We start from the raw sequence: 18324 nt of genomic DNA on the forward strand, positions 1-18324 counted from the left end.
CAGAGCACCTTCCAGGGGTGCGGGCGCGCCAGGGACGCCGGATTCGGATCAGGATCGGATGTCACCCGAACCTGTGTCGCACGCTCCGACCGAACGCAAGAAGGTCACGGGGTCGACCGCACCACCGCGGTGGATGCGAAGGTGCAGATGTGGACCCGTCGAGCTCCCCGTGTTACCGGTTGCGCCGATCGCCTCACCGACAGTGACATGATCCCCCACGCCGACCCACGTCTCGGAAAGGTGACCCATCTGAATCTGCTCGCCGGTATCGGCTTCCAGCTGAATGTAGGTTCCGTATCCGCCAGGATCATTCGGCCCGGCAACCGAGATCGTCCCTGATGTCGGAGCATGGAGCTCGGTCCCTACCTTGACGGCGAAGTCGGTGCCATCATGGCCGAGATGGAAGCCCTGCGACGGTGGACCATCGACCGGCCACTCCCAGTCGCACCCTCTGGGTGCCTCGGACGCGTCGTGCGCGCTGGCCGTGCCTGTTTGAATTACTCCGCCGGTGGTTGCGAGAGCAGCTGCTCCGGCAACAACTGCGATCACACGTCCTGCGGTATAGGCACTTCGTACCCGCTGTTTGCCCATGATTCTTTCCTCGGTCGAGATGGTCAGTAACAATCTCGACCCAGCAACTGCACTCAGGTGCGTCGCCGCGTACGGTGTGCAGTAGTAGCTTCCGTCAAACGAGACCTCTATAACATCCCGGTCACGAACACTACGAGCAACGTCCGAATTACCCGTGCATATACCTGTTTTCGAAAATCAGGCAGTTCGCGGCGATCCGTTGAACAGACCGGGTCGCGCGGACATGTCAAAACAGGCAATACTTCAGACACCGCGGATCGGACCGCTCGTGCGACCGCCCGACCACGCCTGACAAGCCACAACGAATGATGCGGATCATGATGTGCCTGGTTCTCGCCGCCGCCACAGGCAGTGCGGCAGTGCTAGTTGCCTCGTGCACAAGCGAACCCGGTGGCGCGGACATATCCCCGAGCCCGCCACCACATCACTCCCGCGCACCGTCTACGACACACGAACCACCAGCGCCGCCGCCACAACCACCGACGCGACAAGCACCGAGTTCAACGTCACGACATCCAACGAGCCGCTCATACCGTCGCGGCCCGCGCGGATCTGTATGCTCGCCAGTCCGATCCGCGGGCCCTCACTGAAACGGTGATCCCACACCTTCGGCAGTCACCCGATTGGTCACCCAGAGCGCGAGCAATCGAATCCAAGCCGAACGCAGCGTCCGCGCTGCCACCGCCGACGGCCGCCGACCCACGAGCCGGGCACCACACTGCGGCATCACCCGATGCTCAGGAGCGGCGACATTGTCGGGTTGCTGAACCCCAGCGAGGACAACTACCGCGACGTCCACCGGTCAGGCCCGCAATGCAGACCGTCCAGGGGCGGTCCTGCAGGGCATGAACATCGATTTCCAGCAGCGGTAAGTGCACACACAAGACACCGACGCACGGCGAAAAGGTTCGGTCCGGTTCGCGGTGTTCTAGTTCTTTGGTGCGGGCGCCTGGTTGAGGAGTTGCATGATGTGCGGACCGGTGGTTGCGTCGGCACCGAGATCTCCGGTAGCGGTCCCCGCCAGGCCGGACCCGGACCCGAGCAGTAGTGCGCCCCCGACGCATCCCGCAACGGGACCGGCGCCGAAGAGCATGACGGCGGGTGCGGACATGGCGGCCCCCGCGATGGCGCCGAGTAGGCAGCCGCCGACCAACCCGGTCGCCGCGCCCAGGGAAGTGCCGATCGCGGGCGTCAGCGAGAGTGACGGTGGACCGGCCTCGATCGGCGCCGGTCGGGCGAGGTCGCTGAGTGCACCGGTGTGGTCGACGGTGCCGGCGGCGGGGTCGGTGTTTGTTGTCAGCACGGCAGTGTCACCGGCTACGCGGGCCGCGACGGGATGGACGAGACCGTCGACCGCGAGGGTCAGTGGTACCGACGCCACCACCGCACCTTGACCGTTTCGGACGATCAGAAGGTTGTTCTCGATGGCCAACGAGCCCGACGCGACATGGACGACGACGTCGGTGCCGTCGCGGGTCACGGTCCAGTCGACGCCCTGCACGATGGACGGGGCAATCGCGGGGGTGCCGGCACTGTCCGGTGCGGCCTGGGCGGTGCCGGATGCGACGCCGAGGACACCGACGGTGAGGGCTGCGGTCGCGGCAAGCGTACGAATCTTCATGGTGAGAGGTGGTCCTTGTCGTTGATGTCGGCTGGAGGGATTACGCGGTCGGGGCCACACAGGATCGCTGCGACGTCGCGGTGGAGGTCGAGGGCGATGCACCCCCGGCACGGCATCCGCTCGGTCCTGCACCGGCAGGGCAGAGACGGAAGTATTCGGCGAAGAGGTTCGTCACGTTCGCCTCGACGTTAATGATGACGTCAAACACTGTTTTCCAGCCCGTCGGAGCCGTGTTTTGGTCGGCCCGGCGTGCGGTTCGAAGACCGGGAATCTCTCGCCCGGTCGGGTGTGACGAAACCACACCCGCACCGGTTGGCCGGTCGGAAGCGGGGCGTCGCAGTCAATCCACGAATACACCCACGGCCCCTCGTCGAGTGCGACGATGGCGACAATCGATGGGTTGGGCAGGCCGCAGACCTGGTCCGGTGCCCGGTCAACGGCCCTCCACGACACGATCACCCCGGTGCCCGCCGACGGGACCTGTTCGAGTTCGTCACTGCCGCAGTAGGAGCAGTACCTCGTCAAGGGCGCAAGCAGCGCGGCGCAGTCCCGACACTTCCAGATGATCAGCTGCCCCGTCCGCGTCGTCACTTGCGTGCGATCGGCGACTCGGGCAGTCATGCTGCCGCCCCGGTCGGGACCCAGTTCAGGACGGTCCGCATCGCGTTGCCGAAGTACTTCGGGTCGTTGATCAGCCATCCGTGGCCGCCGGCGACGGTGAACACCGGTGGTGTGCGGAGTGACTCTCGGAGCGATTCGAAGCTCGCCCGCGGTATCAGGCGGTCTGCGCGGCCCCACAGCAGCGAGACCGGCAGCCCGCGGTCGGCGATCCGGTTCAGCTCCGCCGTCAAGTTCGCTGTTCTGGCGATGTGGGCGGTGCGCCACACCGCTCCTGGATCGCGGAGTGCGGTCGGGGAGATCGCATGTGTGCTTGTTGCCGAAGCATGCGAGAACATGTTGCGCGACAATGCTTCTCCCAACGCCGCCGCTCCCCAATACCACAGTGGTCTCTCGTGGATCGAGAGCGCCGACTTACCCGGACCGGGACGAGCGTCTCCCCCGATCGAGTTGACGAGAACGAGTCGCGATACCCGATCCGGAAGATCGTGGGCGGCTTGAATTGCAATCGCCCCGCCGAACGAGTGACCCACGAGGATTACGGGGCCGATCCCGACAGCTTCGAGAAACCGGCCGAGCCAGGCTACATAGCTGTCGAGGGTCCGCTCTTCGAAGGGACGGTCGGATGCCCCCGCGAATCCTGGCACCGCTGGAGCGAAGACCCGGACGTTGTTTCGGGCAAGCTGAGCCAAGGCGTGACGGTATACGTGTGGTGCCAACTCCCATCCATGGATGAAGACCACGGGCGGACCACTCCCGGCGACACCGTACACCGCCATGCGGTCGTTGACTCGAACAGTTCTCCACTCCACCCGTCGATGACAGCCGCGGCGGACCGTCGCGGGCTGGTATCGATAGCGCATGGGTGGCCTTCGGTCGACGCGGGTGAGGCACATCACACAATGCCGCGTGTCTCGCAACGCGACGACCGCCGAAATACTTACAGGCATACCTACTTTCCAGAACTGAGGAAACCGGTCGGTACCAGAATTGGCGATCAGAATGGCCCGCCCGCGACTCGAACCCGGCCTGCGGCACCGCCGACCGCGATCGGCGGGTCGGCACTATCAGACGCCTCAACCGCCTGCCGCCACTCGTCCAGTTCGGGCAACACCGGAAATGCACGTATGGCATAGATCGCACTCTCGGCGCGCGACCGGCCGGCAGATCTACCATGTCCTCGCGACGGTACACACCCAGCGCACCTTGCCGATGCACTCGCCGCAGCCAAATCCCCACTTGCTAACCGGGATTAGCGCATACCGTTGCGCCGAGATCCACCGACCGGTGGAGAACTTCGCACAGTACATCGGCCAGGGCAGCCACCCAGTTACACCAATTCCGAACGGCACTACCCGCTCGGCAGCGCCGATTGCGGATAGGCATTCCGTGACGAGCGGTCAGAGCCCGGGTGGCAGCATCGGTGTTATACGTCCTGGCTCCGAGCACTGACCCACCGGACAGGGAACAGAACCACCGCATCACGGTCCACACGCGACGGGGCGGTACCGCTCCCCGGCACCGCCCGTCGCCGGTCCATGTCACCGGACAAGTGAGGCCGATCGCCATTGCCTGAACTACCATGTCCACACCGGAGATCCGAACCCGGCGTCGGGCAGCGAGGCCCAGATCCCGAGCAACACGATCACGAGCCGATCGGTGCACGGTGCACCCAGCAACAGGCAGAACACGACGCCGAAGAGCGACGCCTCCCACACATCGGCGCCCCCAGCGGCGCCAAGCGCATCACCGCCCGACACCATCGGGCGCACCGGCCCGCCCACGATGGTTTCCACCCCGCGTTGATCCCGGTGCTCGCCAGGACGCTGCAGAGCAAGACGACAACATGATGGTGATCCGTCCTCGAGAAATCCGCCCACACGGACAGTGCCCTTCGAACGGGCCGACGCTGGTGCGGGCCGGGCCGACGCACCGCCACGATGTCGGGAACTCGCGGAGCGCGCCGAATCTTATCCGGAACTAGTCGATCGGCTCGGCCCTATCGGGCTGCGGTCCGACCTTCCGCAGCGCTCCAATGAAGTCGTTGCTGCGGTCGGTCTCGGCGACGATCTCCCTCAGCCGGACCGTGAATCTCGTTGGAGACATTCCGAAGCGGATAAGTATCGCGTCATTCGGCGGCCCGCCGAATGACGCCCAGGTTCGCGCGAAGTCGATAATGTCCTCGGCGTCCGTCGGTGTCGTAGGAAGCGGCCGACCGGTAGCCGGCGGACTTCGTCGGCCACTATCATCAGCCGGTCCTGGGTTACACCTGGCCCTCCGGCTGGGAACTTGTGGAGGTCAACCCGGCACGAGTATGTCGAACGGCTCAAACCGGGAGACATGTTTTAATGTCGTACTCGGCGTCCGGGAGCTCGGTGACTTCGGGGACGAAACTACGCCGGCACCGTTGACTGTCGCCTCCGGCAAGAACGGTGCCGTGCTCGCCCGCGACCGTCGGTAACCGGCGTCTCTACGATGTCATCGATCCAATGAGCTTTGTGCGCTTTGTCGTTCAGTTCCGGCGCCCGAGAGCTCTACGACCAGTGGCGCGCCGCTGGCGACTTGCACCACCAATCGCCGGCATTCGCCTCATCGGAATCCTCCACGGCTACCTCCGCCACTGCACTCGTTACGACGAGCATATTGACGGGATCAGTCGCACCACCGGGGCTGCTTGACGAGTTACAGCCCTGGGATGACTAACTCTCAGGGTGCTACGAGACGGCGCACGGCATCCACGACTGTCTCGCGGTGCTTTTCCTCAGGTACGAGACTGAGGAAGTCGCAGTTTTGTAGTTGCCACATATTCGCGGTGCTGATGACGAGGGCGAGGAGTTGGCCTGCGCGGAAGCGGTCGGTGACGTCGCCACGGCGCTGGGCGGCTTCGATGGCCGCCACTTTCCCGTACATCGCGGCTGAGTTTGCGGCGCGCCCTCCTGCAGACTCGCCTCGTTCCAGTTGGTACCAGGCCATGAAGCGGGCAACCTCTGGGTGGGCTTTTGCGCCGTCGAAGAGACGTCCCGCATACTCGGCGAGGTCGTCGGCGTCGATGGGGATCGTCGTGACGGTTTGCTCAACGATCGAGTCGAGGACCGCATCGAACAGGCCGTCCTTTCCGTCATAGAAGGAGTACACGAGGCCCGCGCTGATTCCTGCGCGCCTTGCGAGTCGGTCTACGCGTGCGCCGGCAACGCCGTGCGCGGCGAACTCATCCAGTGCAGCTTGGAGGAGCTGTTGACGCTTGGATTCAGGATCGCGTGTTCTCACACACCTCAGTATTGCTAATGAATATTCATTTGACAACGCGGCGCACGGGGTTCATTGTGTTATTAAATGAACATTCACTATCGAAGGACTGGCTATGACGTATACGTCTCACTGGACCCCGGACGCGATCGCCGACCAGAGCGGCCGCACAGCATTGATCACCGGCGCGAATAGCGGCATCGGCTTGCAGACTGTCCGGGGCCTCGCTCGGCGTGGCGCCCGGGTCATCCTCGCTGGCCGCAGCCTAGCCAAGCTCGAGGAGGCGGCTGCCTTGATCGAGGCTGAGACTCCCGACGTCAACCTCAGCACACTCGTCCTAGACCTGGGGGATCTTGCTTCCATCCGGGACGCCGCGGGGCAAATCGCCCGCACGGAGACGGTGGATCTGCTGATCAATAACGCCGGAGTGATGAACATCCCCGAGCGCAGAACCACCAAAGATGGCTTCGAGATGACCGTGGGCACGAACCATCTCGGCCACTTCGCCTTCACTGCACAGGTGTTTCCCTCCCTCCAGCGTTCCGCCGCGTCTCGCATCGTCACGGTGAGCGCGATCGCGGCGACCTGGCGCAGTGGCGAGCTGACCGATCTGATGAGCGAGCAGCGTTATCGCCCGATGAGTGCCTATGCGAAGTCCAAGCGCGCCAACGTCGTCTTCACTCGGGAATTAGCCCGGCGTCTCGCCGGAACAAGCAGCAAGGCGGTCGTCATACACCCGGGGTCGGCGATAACCAACCTGCAACGGCACACCCAGGGCGTAGTCGCCAGGAGCCTGACCGGTCTGATGGAACGGTTCGTCATGGGCTCGCCCGAGGGCGCTGCCTGGCCATCCCTATACGCAGCGACGAGCCCCGAGGTGCGCAGCGGCCAGTTCATCGGCCCCGCAGCACGCCGCCAGGATGCCGGCACTCCCAAGCCGGTCCCCCTCCCCCGTGGAGCCGCAGACCCGGCAGAGGGCATGCAGCTTTGGAACGAGAGCGAACGCCTCACAAAGGTCAGATTCACCATCGGTTGATCGTGCCCGCAGGGCTTGAGGGGTCAATTTTTTACTCTGACAACGGATCTCAATATGCGTCGGCGGAGTTCGCCGACCTCTGCCGCGAGTTGGGGGTGACGACATCGCGGGGCGCTGTCGGGACGTCGGCGGACAACGCGGCCGCCGAGTCGCTCAACGCGACGCTGAAACGGGAGACGCTGCAGGGCCGGAAGCGCTGGAACAGTGCGGGTGCGCGCGTGCTGCGGTCTTCCGTTGGATCACGCGCTACAACACCAGAAGGAGGCATTCGAGCCTGGGCCAGATCTGCCCAGTCGAGTTCGAACGGCGATCGGCAACGCTACGCTGGCCACCGCCGCATAGGACCACTTAGCGGACGCAACAACCATGTCAACGCACCACTCCTCGCACACGCCTGTTCCGGAGAGTCCACAGTCCACGAGGAAGGCACGTCGTGTCGATTCCCGTCGAGATCATGAACGCCGAGGCGGGCTGTCGCGCTCTGCGCCGGCTCTCCCGAGACCTGGGCGATCGCCAGGTCGGGCGGCCGTATTGCCCCATGATCTCGCACCGCCGCGGCACGCTCCACCATGGACATCGTGGTCTTCCATGTGATGCAAGCGCGGGACAACACCTCACCCACATGAGAGACCGTCCCTGATCCGTCAGGCGCCGGGGATGAAAGACCCTGGCACCGCAACCCGATGCACCACCGCCCCATGCACCTATCCGGTCCCCGAGTACGCGATTCGACCCGTCGGCACCCGGAACACCGCCCGTGCCCGCTGGACCACACCCCACAGGACCGCGCAGTCGCCGCGCCCACCGACACCCCAGGGCGCTGCTCACTCGAGTTGGCCATCCAAGAACTGCGCAGACCCTCGACCGAACGACCAGTCCGCTCGAGTGTTCGCCACCACCGAGATAATCAGATCTGTTGACGCCAGCCCAGTTTCCACCGCAAGCGCTTCTGCCAACGCTTGATACATTGCCCGCTTCTGCTCCTCCGTTCGACCCTGCTGCACGATCTCGACAAGCACTATGTCGTCGGTGCGTTCGAACCCCAGCCCCGTATCCTCGGCAATGATTTGGCCCGGCTTGTGCTCGGTAATGACCTGGTAACGATCACGCGCAGGCGCTGCGAATGATTCGCGCATGACGGCCTGCACGACGTCCGCGATCTGACGCAATTGCGCTTGGGACCGTCGGTTCTCGACGAGGTGAATGTGGACGAGCGGCATTGTCTTCCTCTGCATGTGAACCTGGGCTGGGTGCTGGTTTCAGCAGCCCAGCCCAGGTCGGTGTCGATGTGGCTAGTTGTTCTGGGGGAAGCCGAGGTTGAGGCCGCCGTGGCTGGGGTCGAGCCAGCGGGTGGTGACGACCTTGCCGCGGGTGAAGAAGTGCACACCTTCGGCGCCGTGGGCGTGGGTGTCGCCGAACAGGGAGTTCTTCCAGCCCCCGAAGGAGTAGTAGGCCATCGGGACGGGGATGGGGACGTTGATGCCGACCATGCCGACCTCGACCTCGTTCTGGAACCGGCGGGCGGCGCCGCCGTCGTTGGTGAAGATGGCGGTGCCGTTGCCGAACGGGCTGGAGTTCACCAGTTCCAGGGCCTCGTCGTAGGAGTCGACGCGGATCACGGACAGGACCGGTCCGAAGATTTCGTCGGTGTAGACGCTCATGTCGGTGGTGACGTGGTCGATCAGGGTGGGGCCGAGCCAGAATCCGTCGGCGCCGCCGTTGGGCTGCACCTGCCGGCCGTCCACCACGATGGTGGCGCCTGCGGCCTCTCCGGCGTCGATGTAGGAGGCGACTTTGTCGCGGTGCACCTTCGTCACCAGCGGGCCCATGTCGGAATCGCGGGTGCCGTCGCCGATCTTCAACGTGTTGGTGCGTTCGGTGATTTTGGCGACGAGTTCGTCGGCGATGTCGCCGACGGCGACGAGGGCGGAGATGGCCATGCAGCGTTCGCCGGCGGATCCGAAGCCGGCGTTGACCATGGCGTCGGCGGCGAGGTCGAGGTCGGCGTCGGGCAGGACGATGGCGTGGTTCTTGGCGCCGCCGAGGGCTTGGACGCGTTTGCCGTGGGCGGTGCCGGTGGCGTAGACGTACTGGGCGATGGGGGTGGAGCCGACGAAGGAGATCGCCTTGACGGCGGGATTCGTCAGGAGTTCGTCGACGGACGTCTTGTCGCCTTGGAGCACGTTGAAGACGCCGGCGGGGAGGCCGGCTTCGGCCCAGAGTTCGGCCATCCAGATCGCGGCGGTGGGGTCCTTCTCCGACGGCTTGAGGACGACGGTGTTGCCGGTGGCGATGGGGAAGAACCACATCGGGACCATGGCGGGGAAGTTGAAGGGGGAGATGATGCCGACGGGGCCGACGGGTTGGCGGATGGAGGCGACGTCGACGTTGGTGGAGGCGTTCTCCGTCATGCCGCCCTTGAGCAGGTGGGCGATGCCGCAGGCGAATTCGACGACCTCCTGGCCGCGCGAGACTTCGCCCAATGCGTCGGAGACGACCTTGCCGTGTTCGGCGGTGATGATCTCGGCGAGTTCACCCTTGCGCTCGTTGAGCAGTTCCCGGAACTTGAAGATGATCTGCGTCCGCTTGGCCAGCGAAGTGTCGCGCCAGGTGGGGTAGGCGGCGGCTGCGGCGTCGATGACGGTGCGGGCGTCTTCGACGCTGGCGAGGGCGACCTGTCCGGTGACGGCGCCGGTGGCCGGGTTGGTGACGGGGGCGGTGTTACCGCTGGTGCCGGTGAAGCTCTTGTTGTCGAACCAGTGCGTAATGGTGTTGACCATGATTCCTTCGCTATCGGTGGTTTCTTGCGGGGATTTCGGATAGATCCGGTCTCACAGGATCGGTTCGAGTTCAGATTTCAACTTGATGCCGGTGACAACCTTGACATCCATTTCAGCGGACTTTCTTGCATCGGCCTTCGTCCGAGAAGTCAGTGTGCCCAGGATTCCCAGCAGAAATGCCAACGGGATCGTCACGATCCCGGGGTTGGATAACGGGAACCACTGAAAATCCATATGCGGAAGCATCGATGTTGTCCGCCCAGAGACTGCCGGTGAGAAGGCGATCAGAATGAGCGTTGATGCCAGCCCGCCGTACATACTCCACAAGGCGCCCCGGGTATTGAAGCGTTTCCAGAACAGGGTGTAGACGATGGTCGGCAGGTTCGCAGCGCCGGCAACCGCAAATGCCAGCGCCACCAGAAATGCGGTGTTCTGCCCGTTGGCCAGGATGCCGAGCCCCACTGCGACGACGCCGATCACGACCGCGGTGATGCGCGAGACGTGGACCTGTTCCCGCTCGGACACCTTGCCCTTCTTGATGACACCGGCATAGAGGTCGTGAGCGAAGCAGGCCGATGCGGTGATCGTCAGACCTGCCACCACGGCCAGGATCGTGGCGAACGCTACTGCGGCAATGGTGGCGAGCAGGACCGTTCCCCCGATCTCGAACGCGAGCAATGGAGCGGCAGAGTTCTGTCCTCCGGGGGCCCCGAGAATCTTGTCCGGCCCGACGATGGCTGCCGCACCGTATCCCAGCACGAGTGTCATCAGGTAGAAGGCGCCGATCAATGCGATCGCCCAGACAACGGACTTACGTGCGGCGTTGGCGGTCGGAACGGTGTAGAACCGCATCAGCACGTGCGGTAGCCCGGCAGTTCCCAACACCAGTGCCATCCCGAGCGAGATGAAGTCGAACTTCGACAGCGTCGATTTGCCGTATTGCTCACCTGGCGCGAGGACATCGCGCGCGGCCACTGCGGGATCCGACGAGCCCGAGATCGACTCCTGCGCAGCACCGAGAAGTGTGGAGATGCTGAACCCGAACTTGGCAAGAATCAGTACCGTCAGGACAAAGACGCTGCCGATCAGCAGGACAGCCTTGATGATCTGAACCCAGGTCGTTCCCTTCATCCCGCCCACGAGGACGTAGGCGATCATGAGGGCTCCGACCGCCGCGATGACGATCGACTGCTGCGTTCGATCGGTGATGTTGAGCAGAAGTGCCACCAACCCGCCGGCGCCGGCCATCTGTGCGAGGAGATACAGCAAGGAGACGGTCAATGTCGTCGATGCGGCCGCGATGCGTACCGGTCGCTGCCTGAGGCGGAAGCTGAGCGCGTCCGCCATGGTGAACCGGCCGGTGTTGCGGATCGCTTCTGCGACCATCAGGAGCGCAACCAACCAGGAGACGATGAATCCGATGGAGTACAGGAATCCGTCGTATCCGTACACCGCGATGGCTCCGGTGATGCCGAGGAAGCTGGCGGCGGACAGGTAATCGCCCGAGATGGCGACTCCATTCTGCATTCCGGTGAATTGCTCTCCGCCGGTGTAGAAGTCAGCGGCCTTCTTGCTTTTCCGCCTGCCGACGAGGATCACGATCGCCAGGGTAGATATCACGAATCCGGCGAAGACCGCCATGTTCAGCGCGGGATTCCCGACTGTCTGCGATGCCGCGAGGTAGTTCATCGGTTTTCCCACTTTGCACGAATAGAGTCGACGGCCGGGGTGATCTTGCGATTGGCGAAGGTCACATAGATCCCGGTGATGACGAAGGTGGATACGAACTGACCGAGACCCAGGAAGAACGCTACGTTGAGATTGCCGACGACCGGGGTGGCCATGAATCCCCGGGAAAAGGTGCTGACCAGAACGTATCCCCCGTACCAGGTCATGAAGAAGGCCGTGGCCGAGAAGATGAAGATTCGCAGGCGTCTACGGACTTCCCGAAACTCGGGGGAACGCTCGATCTCCTCGTAGGGGCTGAGTGAATCGAGAGGGTTTTCTGATTTTTCTGCGTCGATGATCATCGCAGATGGCTCCTCGTAATCAGTGGGAGAGAATGCGGGTCGAACATGGTCGGAATCGCTGCTCGGGCGGTGCGATCGTGCGGCGACACGAAGACGGGTAGTAGACTTGCTAACTGCAAGCCAGTGGAGGAAATGGGGAACCGAAATGCCGAACATCAAACGCGCCCTCTCCGAAGCCGCGTGCCCCATCACTCGTGCGGTCGACGTCCTCGGCGACAAGTGGACCCTGCTGATCTTGAAGAACGCCAACGTCGGGATGACCCGATTCGACGAGTTCCGATCCGACTTGGGAATCGCGGACAACATCCTGTCCGCCCGGCTCAGCCGCCTGGTAGAGATGGGATTGATGGTGCGTGTCCCATACGAAGGCACCGGCCGCACCCGGCACGAGTACAAGCTGACCCAGGCCGGCGCCGATATCCTGCCGGTGTTCCACACCCTCGCCGAATGGGGACAAAAGCACACCACGATCGAGGGCTTGCCTGCGACGCCGATCCTGTTCATCCACACCGCGTGCGGGAATCCGCTCGAACGGGGCGAGTACTGCCCGAGTTGCGATGTCACGGTCTCCCGCGAGGACGAGGCGTGGGTCAGGCCGTGGCGGACACCCGTCGTGGCCACACTCGCCGACCCCGCGGCCGAGGCGCCAACATCGTGAGACCGCTCGCTACCTGTGGGGAAATCGGGCGACTTCGTCTCACGTCCACGCTCCACCGGAGGTCACCCCAGCGCAATTAGCTGACTGCGCAGGTCCGGCGGCAGTCCATCGACCCAGTCCTGCTCCGCGCCCTGCTCGGGCAGTACACGCCCGAACTCGACCATGTCCGTATGAATAAGTTCGTTCAGGTACACCCAGATCAGCGATTCCTCGACTCCGGCCACCCGGGCCAGATGATCCCTGATCTCGGTGACCAGCCGGTTCTTCACCTCGGCCGTACGCCCGCCCCGGATGTGCCCATACACCCAGATCCCACCTTCAGCCGCGGGCTGCCCGCCGATGAAATGCCCGCCCGAGCTGAACTCCTGAAACACGCACTGCACAAACGAAACCGGCGCTCCCGTGGCCTCGCCGTGAATCCGGGAGATCCCCGCGGCCACCTCCGCCCGCTGGCCGTCGCTCAAACGCCCCCGATGGGCGAAGCACATGTAAGTCGGCATCACTAATCCCTTCCGCAGTTCCGTGCTGAATAGCAAAATGCAAGTCAGCTTGTGATCCACACCATAGAACGCTAACTATCATTTTGCAAGTCAGAAATGGCCCGCCAGCCACATAGCGTCGTATCATCGATTCCGATACCGCAGGTATTCGGTGCCCTGGCGGTCGATCGGTCAGCAGGTGCTGGTGCGCACCAGCGGCGACGTAGTGCAGATCTTCCACACCGAGCAGGTGGTCGCCACCCCACGTGCTGCACCTGTCGGGGCGGTCGACGAACCCCGAGCACTACCCGCCGCACAAGATCGCCTACACACTGCAGACAGTGTCCCGGTGTCGGGCGCAGGCCGAGCAGATCGGTCTCGGCGCGGTCGCGGTCGTCGCTGAGTTGTCGCAGGCAGGGGTAACCGGTGTTGCAGAATCCTGGGTCGGGGCCGGCGGCCATCCCGGTGAGAGAAGTCGACCGGCACTGGCCGCGACCGCGACCTGCGCGGCCGTCACCGCGCCGAGGACCGCGGCACTCCCGAAGCGCTCGGTGATCGCGGTCTTTGCTGCGTCCACCGCGGCGAGGACGTCGCCCCACACCGACTCCGCTTCCCGCGGCACCATGACATCGACACCCGCCGTGACCGCGACCGCGAGGAACCAGCCGCGCACCGCATCCGCGCGGGCCGCGGCCGCCCGCAACCAGCCGCGCACCGTCGACCCCGGGATGCCCAACCGCTGCGCGATCGGGCGATGCCCGCTCCCGCGGGCCCTCGCCACCAACGCCGCCCAGACCAACTCCGCGAGATATGCCCTGCGCAGCAACAATGTCACCGGCAGCAGCACGTGCGTCACTGCGCACCCCCGACAGCGGGCCCGCCGTGGGCGCACCGGGGTGACCAGGCCCGCCACCGGACGGCGCGGGCGAAACCCCACCCCGCCAACACCCCGTCCGAGCACGACGGGCAGGACATCTCTCCGCTCGACAGCCGGGACTCGACGCACGCAGGATCGACCTCTACCGTGACCACCAGTGCCTTCCGCACTACGCACGGTGCCCCCGTGAGCTCCGCCAAGAATTCAGCGGGGGCGCCGTGCACCCATCAGTTCCTCGTCACACTGACGGTGCAGACCAGGCGTGGATGTGTTCCATGCCGCGGCCGAGCTTGTCGGCCAGATCCCGCCCGGACAGGTGGATATATCGCAGCGTCGAGTCCGTGTGGCGATGCCCCGCGAACGTCGCGATCGCATGCAGCTCCCAACCCATCCGGGCCAGATCCGTCAAACACAGATGCCGGCTGGTGTGCGTGGAAAACCGCGGAACATCGCCAGCCAGCATGATCCGTCGCACCACCTTCGACCACGTCCACAGGCTCAGCGGTTGGGCGTGATTGCGGCGGGACTCCGACAGGAACAGCGGTCCGCGTGTCCTGCTGAGTCTCGCTCGGTGCGCGAGATAGTCCGACAGCAGCACCCCGGTCGGAGCCGAATACGGCACGACCCGCCCGAGCCGGTTCTTCGTCGTCTCCGCCCTAATACTGCAACGGCACTTATGGGAGGTGTCCGCGACGTCAGTAGTGGGAGGTGCGGGCCTGGTGTTGTCGGGGCATTACGGTGGACCACGAAGACTTCCTGAGTGAGTGAGTGATGCGTTCCTATACAGCTCGCACTTCACTCGGAGGTCTTCTCTGTGTCACCTCGCCACGCCGTCACCAACGTCCGTGATCAGTACAGCGAGATGCCCTTCAGCCGCGATCAAGGCACTCCTCGTTCGATGAACCAGGCTGCTATTTGCGCTCGAGAGGTGAACCCGAGTTTCTGGAGTATATGTTCCACGTGACCTTGGGCCGTGCGCTGCGAGATCACAAGCTTTGCCGCGATCGCCCTGTTGGTCATTCCTGCGGCGACCAGTTCTGCTACCTGACTCTCTCGTCGGGTGAGAATCGACTCGGTCGCCTGCGGCTCTGCCGTCTGCGAGGGGATGGCTTCGTCGAGTACGTAGGCGACGACACCCTCGAATGTCATTGACTTGCCTTGTTGAAACGCCGCCTCGTATGCGCGGTCACCAAGCGCCTGGCGACTGCGCCGTGTGCACTCCCTGTGATAGGTCACCATGCCGGGGATGTGGACCGTTGAGCCACCGACAGATTGGCGGAGTGCCCCTGCTGCGCCCATGAGTCGGGCGGCTCTGCCCTCTTGATGCTGGGTGGATGATATCCAGGCCAAAGCCTCGACGCACAGCGAGGCACAGACGGGGTCGTTGACATTGCGTGTGAGCCGCACTCCCTCTTTGAGAAGCTTCACTGCCCGCGCGGGATCGTCTCGATTCCACACCACCAACCCGAGCCCCCACAGGGAGTATGTCTGGTAGACCGACTCGCCGTGCCGTCTTGTGATCGCGAGAACCTCTTCGTGGATGGTGACCGCACGCGCGTGGTCTTGGAGCAGCCAGCTGGCCAAGCCCAGGCCGCTGAGTGCTTCGAGCAACCGCAGGGGGTTTCTCTGCGCGCGGAGCTCCTCGAGAATGCCTTCGAAGAAGTCGGCGGCGCGGCTTGGCTCGCCGCTGTAAAGTGCCAAGTTCCCTTCGAAGTAGTTGATTGCGTGTATGCCGTTGCCTCCTAACTGCTTCGCGAGAATTTCTGCGTCCATCAGTTTGGACCGAGCCGCATCGAGGTCGCCCTGCAATCCAGCCATCATGCTTTGGGTGCATAGTGCATGGGTACGCAATGCGGTCGGTGCTTCGCTCTGGGGCGCAAGGGCCCGCTCGATCCAGCTCCGAGCTTGGCTGAATAGACCGCGAGCAAACCAGAATGGATGCAGGGCGTTTGCGATCTGGAGGCCAGACTCGGCTTCCCCGGGTTCAGTGACGCAGAATTCCAACGCTTCCCGCAAGTTTGGTTGCTCCCGACGTAGGCGAGCGATCCATTCCAGCTGCTGGTTGGATATCCACCCGGCCTCTGCCTGCATGACCAACTGCTTGAACCAGTCTCGGTGTCGCCGTCGCAACGCGCTCCACTCACCGCTCTCTTGGAGCTTTTCTCGTCCATACTCACGGAGGATTTCGAGCATCCGAAAGCGAACCACCGAATCGTGTTCCTCGCGGATCAGGATCGACTTGTCGGTCAGCAATGCGATGGTGTCGAGTAGTTCAGTCGGGCTGAGGCCGCCGCCGCAGGCCCCCTCCGCCGCGTCGAGTTCGAATCCGCCCACGAACACCGATAGCCGTTTCCACAATTGCTGCTCTCGCGGCGTACAGAGCTCGTAGCTCCAGTCAACGGACAGCCTCATCGTCTGTTGCCGCGTCGGTGCACCGCGGCTACCGACGGTGAGTAGTGAGTATCGATCTGCGAGCCGGTCCAGAATCTGCGGTGCGGACATCACCCGCAAACGTACGGCCGCCAACTCGATCGGCAATGGAAGGCCGTCAAGCCGTTCGCAGATCTGAGCGATCACCGCTCTGTTGTCCTCGGTGAGCTCGAACTCGGGTACCGCCGCATGAGCGCGTTCCACGAACAATGTGATCGCGTCGCTTGTAGGGATTCCTCTCGGTGATGCAGAGTCACCCGGGTGGGGGACGGCAAGGGGCGGCACCCGCATGGCGATCTCGCCACCGATGCCCAGTGGTTCTCGGCTCGTCGCGATGATCCTCAAGTCGGGGCAGGTCCGGAGCAGTGTCTGCGTCACTTGCGCGACCGCATCGATGAGGTGTTCACAATTGTCAAGCACCATCAGAATCTGTCGATGCGCTAGGTAGTCGGTCAACAAGTCCAGCGGTGGACGCACGGAGCGTTCCTGAAGTCCAAACCCGGCGGCGATACGGTCAACGAGGAGTCCTGGGTCTGCGAGTTCGCCCAGCTCGATCAGCCACACACCGTCGCCGAAGGCACGTCGCGCCCCCTCCGCCACCCGTAGTGCAAGTCTGGTCTTCCCGACACCCCCGACACCTGTCAAGGTCACCAACCGTGACGTCGACAACAACTGCTTGGCCTGAGCCAATTCGTGTCGGCGGCCGACGAAACTTGTCAGTTCCAGCGGCAGATTCCCATCTTTAGTTCGAGCTGCGGGCGGCGAGTAGACGTACGCGTCGTTGCCGAGCGCGCGCTGGCCTTCAGAGTTTGCTGTCGGGTCTGTTGGCAACGCCATCTCGTCCACTACGCGGTAATGGCGTCGCTCTGCGTCGCGAAGCAACTCCCCGAGTTCTTCGGCGGAGGCGGGCCGATCGGCCGCGCTGCCCGCCATCGCGCGTCCGACGACAGCGCGAACATCGTCAGGAATCCCTTGCTCTGCCATCTCGGGGACGGGCTCCGTTGCGATCCGTAGAAACTGCGCGACCACGTGTTCTCCGGTTAATCTCTCGAACGCCGCGTGACCGGTAATGGCGCAGAAGAGGGTCGCACCGAGACTGTAAACATCGGAGGCCGCGGTCGGAGACTCTCCCTTGAGTACTTCCGGGGCGGTGAACGCCGGGGAACCGGTGACGGTCCCCGTGGACGTTTCGAAACCTCCTGATATATGGGCGATTCCGAAGTCTGTCAGCTGCGGCTCAACGTAGTCGGTGAGCAGAATATTCCCGGGCTTCACATCACGGTGGAGAATGCCCATGCGGTGGGCTGTTTCCAGTGCGCCGGCCATCTTTACACCCAGGCGGAGGACCTCGTTCCACGCGAGTGGGCCGCTCGTGCGGATCCGATTCTCCAACGATCCCTGCGAGTGGTATTGCATGACGATGAAGGGTCGGCCACTCCCCACAGTCCCGACTTCGAAGACGTTCACGATGTTCGGGTGTCCCGACAAACGTCCCATCGCGCGTTGTTCGCGGACAAAGCGTGCGAGATCCTCGGAGTCCAGTTCGGAGGTGAGAACCTTGATGGCTACGGTGCGATCTAGGGAGGGCTGTCGACAGCGGTAGACGATGCCGAATCCGCCCTGCCCAACTACGTGAATGTCCTCGAAATCGGATGTACTGAGCTCAGCCGCGATGGACAGCGCCAGATCGCGCTGTGTTGTGAGTGGATCAAAGTCAGCCATCGGTTGTGACGATCCCTTGCGGATCGGGCACAAGAGCGACATTCTGGCGGATCATAGGGCCGTTATTCAGACGGACTCGAACAACCGCTCGGTCCGTAATACCCTTCAGATGTACACCCATGCACTCACCTCTTGACGCACTTCCAGGATATCGCCCCGGTGTATCCCTCCACTCCCGGTCAGGGATTTTGTTTTGTATCGACCCATCGAACCCAGAGGCAAGTTCGACGCGCACT

At 63.7% G+C, this 18324-nt stretch carries 18 protein-coding genes and 2 pseudogenes; 5 read left to right on the plus strand and 15 right to left on the minus strand.

Going from position 1 to position 18324, the window contains the following annotated elements:
* Positions 1-48: 48 nt before the first annotated feature.
* The 6 genes from ACFU5V_RS28140 to ACFU5V_RS28165 form a co-directional block, all read right to left on the minus strand.
* Positions 49-591: a M23 family metallopeptidase gene (locus tag ACFU5V_RS28140; RefSeq protein ID WP_378703180.1), complete on the minus strand. Its 543-nt coding sequence runs from the start codon at positions 589-591 to the stop codon at positions 49-51.
* 928 nt (positions 592-1519) lie between these two features.
* A complete protein-coding gene (locus ACFU5V_RS28145) occupies positions 1520-2212 on the minus strand; it encodes a hypothetical protein (protein ID WP_378703181.1) in 693 nt (230 codons plus the stop codon).
* Positions 2213-2383: 171 nt separating this feature from the next.
* Complete coding sequence (locus ACFU5V_RS28150) at positions 2384-2911, minus strand: Zn-ribbon domain-containing OB-fold protein (RefSeq protein ID WP_378703182.1); 528 nt, start codon at positions 2909-2911, stop codon at positions 2384-2386.
* Complete coding sequence (locus ACFU5V_RS28155; RefSeq protein ID WP_378703183.1) at positions 2830-3780, minus strand: alpha/beta fold hydrolase; 951 nt, start codon at positions 3778-3780, stop codon at positions 2830-2832. Before ACFU5V_RS28155 ends, ACFU5V_RS28150 begins: the two co-directional genes overlap by 82 nt.
* Positions 3781-4407: 627 nt before the next feature.
* A complete protein-coding gene (locus ACFU5V_RS28160; protein WP_378703184.1) occupies positions 4408-4626 on the minus strand; it encodes a hypothetical protein in 219 nt (72 codons plus the stop codon).
* A 184-nt stretch (positions 4627-4810) separates the two neighbouring features.
* The gene (locus ACFU5V_RS28165) at positions 4811-5008 is read right to left on the minus strand and encodes a hypothetical protein (protein WP_378703329.1); all 198 of its coding nucleotides are present in this window, start codon (positions 5006-5008) and stop codon (positions 4811-4813) included.
* 172 nt (positions 5009-5180) lie between these two features.
* On the opposite strand from ACFU5V_RS28165, the pseudogene ACFU5V_RS28170 reads away from it, so the two are divergent.
* Positions 5181-5508, plus strand: a pseudogene (locus ACFU5V_RS28170) (IS110 family transposase); the annotation flags it as partial.
* A gap of 28 nt (positions 5509-5536) precedes the next feature.
* On the opposite strand, the gene ACFU5V_RS28175 reads toward ACFU5V_RS28170, so the two are convergent.
* Positions 5537-6097, minus strand: a complete 561-nt coding sequence (locus tag ACFU5V_RS28175; RefSeq protein ID WP_378703185.1) for a TetR family transcriptional regulator — start codon at positions 6095-6097, stop codon at positions 5537-5539.
* 94 nt (positions 6098-6191) lie between these two features.
* Here ACFU5V_RS28175 and ACFU5V_RS28180 point away from each other — a divergent pair, with 94 nt between their 5' ends.
* Entirely contained in the window at positions 6192-7112 is a 921-nt protein-coding gene (locus ACFU5V_RS28180; protein ID WP_378703186.1) for an oxidoreductase, read from the plus strand.
* 8 nt (positions 7113-7120) lie between these two features.
* Positions 7121-7464, plus strand: a pseudogene (locus ACFU5V_RS28185) (transposase); the annotation flags it as partial.
* A gap of 472 nt (positions 7465-7936) precedes the next feature.
* On the opposite strand, the gene ACFU5V_RS28190 reads toward ACFU5V_RS28185, so the two are convergent.
* The 4 genes from ACFU5V_RS28190 to ACFU5V_RS28205 form a co-directional block, all read right to left on the minus strand.
* Complete coding sequence (locus ACFU5V_RS28190; RefSeq protein WP_378703187.1) at positions 7937-8332, minus strand: tautomerase family protein; 396 nt, start codon at positions 8330-8332, stop codon at positions 7937-7939.
* 72 nt (positions 8333-8404) lie between these two features.
* Positions 8405-9892: a CoA-acylating methylmalonate-semialdehyde dehydrogenase gene (locus ACFU5V_RS28195; protein WP_378703188.1), complete on the minus strand. Its 1488-nt coding sequence runs from the start codon at positions 9890-9892 to the stop codon at positions 8405-8407.
* Between the two features lie 51 nt (positions 9893-9943).
* Positions 9944-11581 (minus strand): cation acetate symporter, encoded by a 1638-nt coding sequence (locus ACFU5V_RS28200; protein WP_378703189.1) that lies wholly within the window; start codon positions 11579-11581, stop codon positions 9944-9946.
* On the minus strand, positions 11578-11922 hold the full coding sequence (locus ACFU5V_RS28205) for a DUF485 domain-containing protein (protein WP_378703190.1): 345 nt from the start codon (positions 11920-11922) through the stop codon (positions 11578-11580). The genes ACFU5V_RS28200 and ACFU5V_RS28205 overlap by 4 nt, the downstream gene beginning before the upstream one ends.
* A gap of 145 nt (positions 11923-12067) precedes the next feature.
* Here ACFU5V_RS28205 and ACFU5V_RS28210 point away from each other — a divergent pair, with 145 nt between their 5' ends.
* The gene (locus tag ACFU5V_RS28210; protein ID WP_378703191.1) at positions 12068-12580 is read left to right on the plus strand and encodes a winged helix-turn-helix transcriptional regulator; all 513 of its coding nucleotides are present in this window, start codon (positions 12068-12070) and stop codon (positions 12578-12580) included.
* A gap of 62 nt (positions 12581-12642) precedes the next feature.
* Here the strand turns inward: ACFU5V_RS28210 and ACFU5V_RS28215 are convergent, their stop codons facing one another.
* Positions 12643-13140, minus strand: coding sequence for a tautomerase family protein (locus ACFU5V_RS28215; RefSeq protein ID WP_378703192.1), 498 nt, complete (start codon positions 13138-13140; stop codon positions 12643-12645).
* A 118-nt stretch (positions 13141-13258) separates the two neighbouring features.
* On the opposite strand from ACFU5V_RS28215, the gene ACFU5V_RS28220 reads away from it, so the two are divergent.
* Positions 13259-13462 (plus strand): hypothetical protein, encoded by a 204-nt coding sequence (locus ACFU5V_RS28220; RefSeq protein WP_378703330.1) that lies wholly within the window; start codon positions 13259-13261, stop codon positions 13460-13462.
* Here the strand turns inward: ACFU5V_RS28220 and ACFU5V_RS28225 are convergent.
* From ACFU5V_RS28225 to ACFU5V_RS28235, 3 genes are all read right to left on the minus strand, one after another.
* Positions 13385-13915, minus strand: coding sequence for a helix-turn-helix domain-containing protein (locus ACFU5V_RS28225; protein WP_378703193.1), 531 nt, complete (start codon positions 13913-13915; stop codon positions 13385-13387). The genes ACFU5V_RS28220 and ACFU5V_RS28225 overlap by 78 nt on opposite strands.
* A 259-nt stretch (positions 13916-14174) precedes the next feature.
* On the minus strand, positions 14175-14558 hold the full coding sequence (locus tag ACFU5V_RS28230) for a tyrosine-type recombinase/integrase (RefSeq protein WP_378703194.1): 384 nt from the start codon (positions 14556-14558) through the stop codon (positions 14175-14177).
* Between the two features lie 257 nt (positions 14559-14815).
* On the minus strand, positions 14816-18088 hold the full coding sequence (locus ACFU5V_RS28235) for a protein kinase (RefSeq protein ID WP_378703195.1): 3273 nt from the start codon (positions 18086-18088) through the stop codon (positions 14816-14818).
* Positions 18089-18324 lie beyond the last annotated feature (236 nt).

Source organism: Rhodococcus sp. NPDC057529, assembly GCF_042802055.1.
Lineage (GTDB): Bacteria > Actinomycetota > Actinomycetes > Mycobacteriales > Mycobacteriaceae > Rhodococcus_F.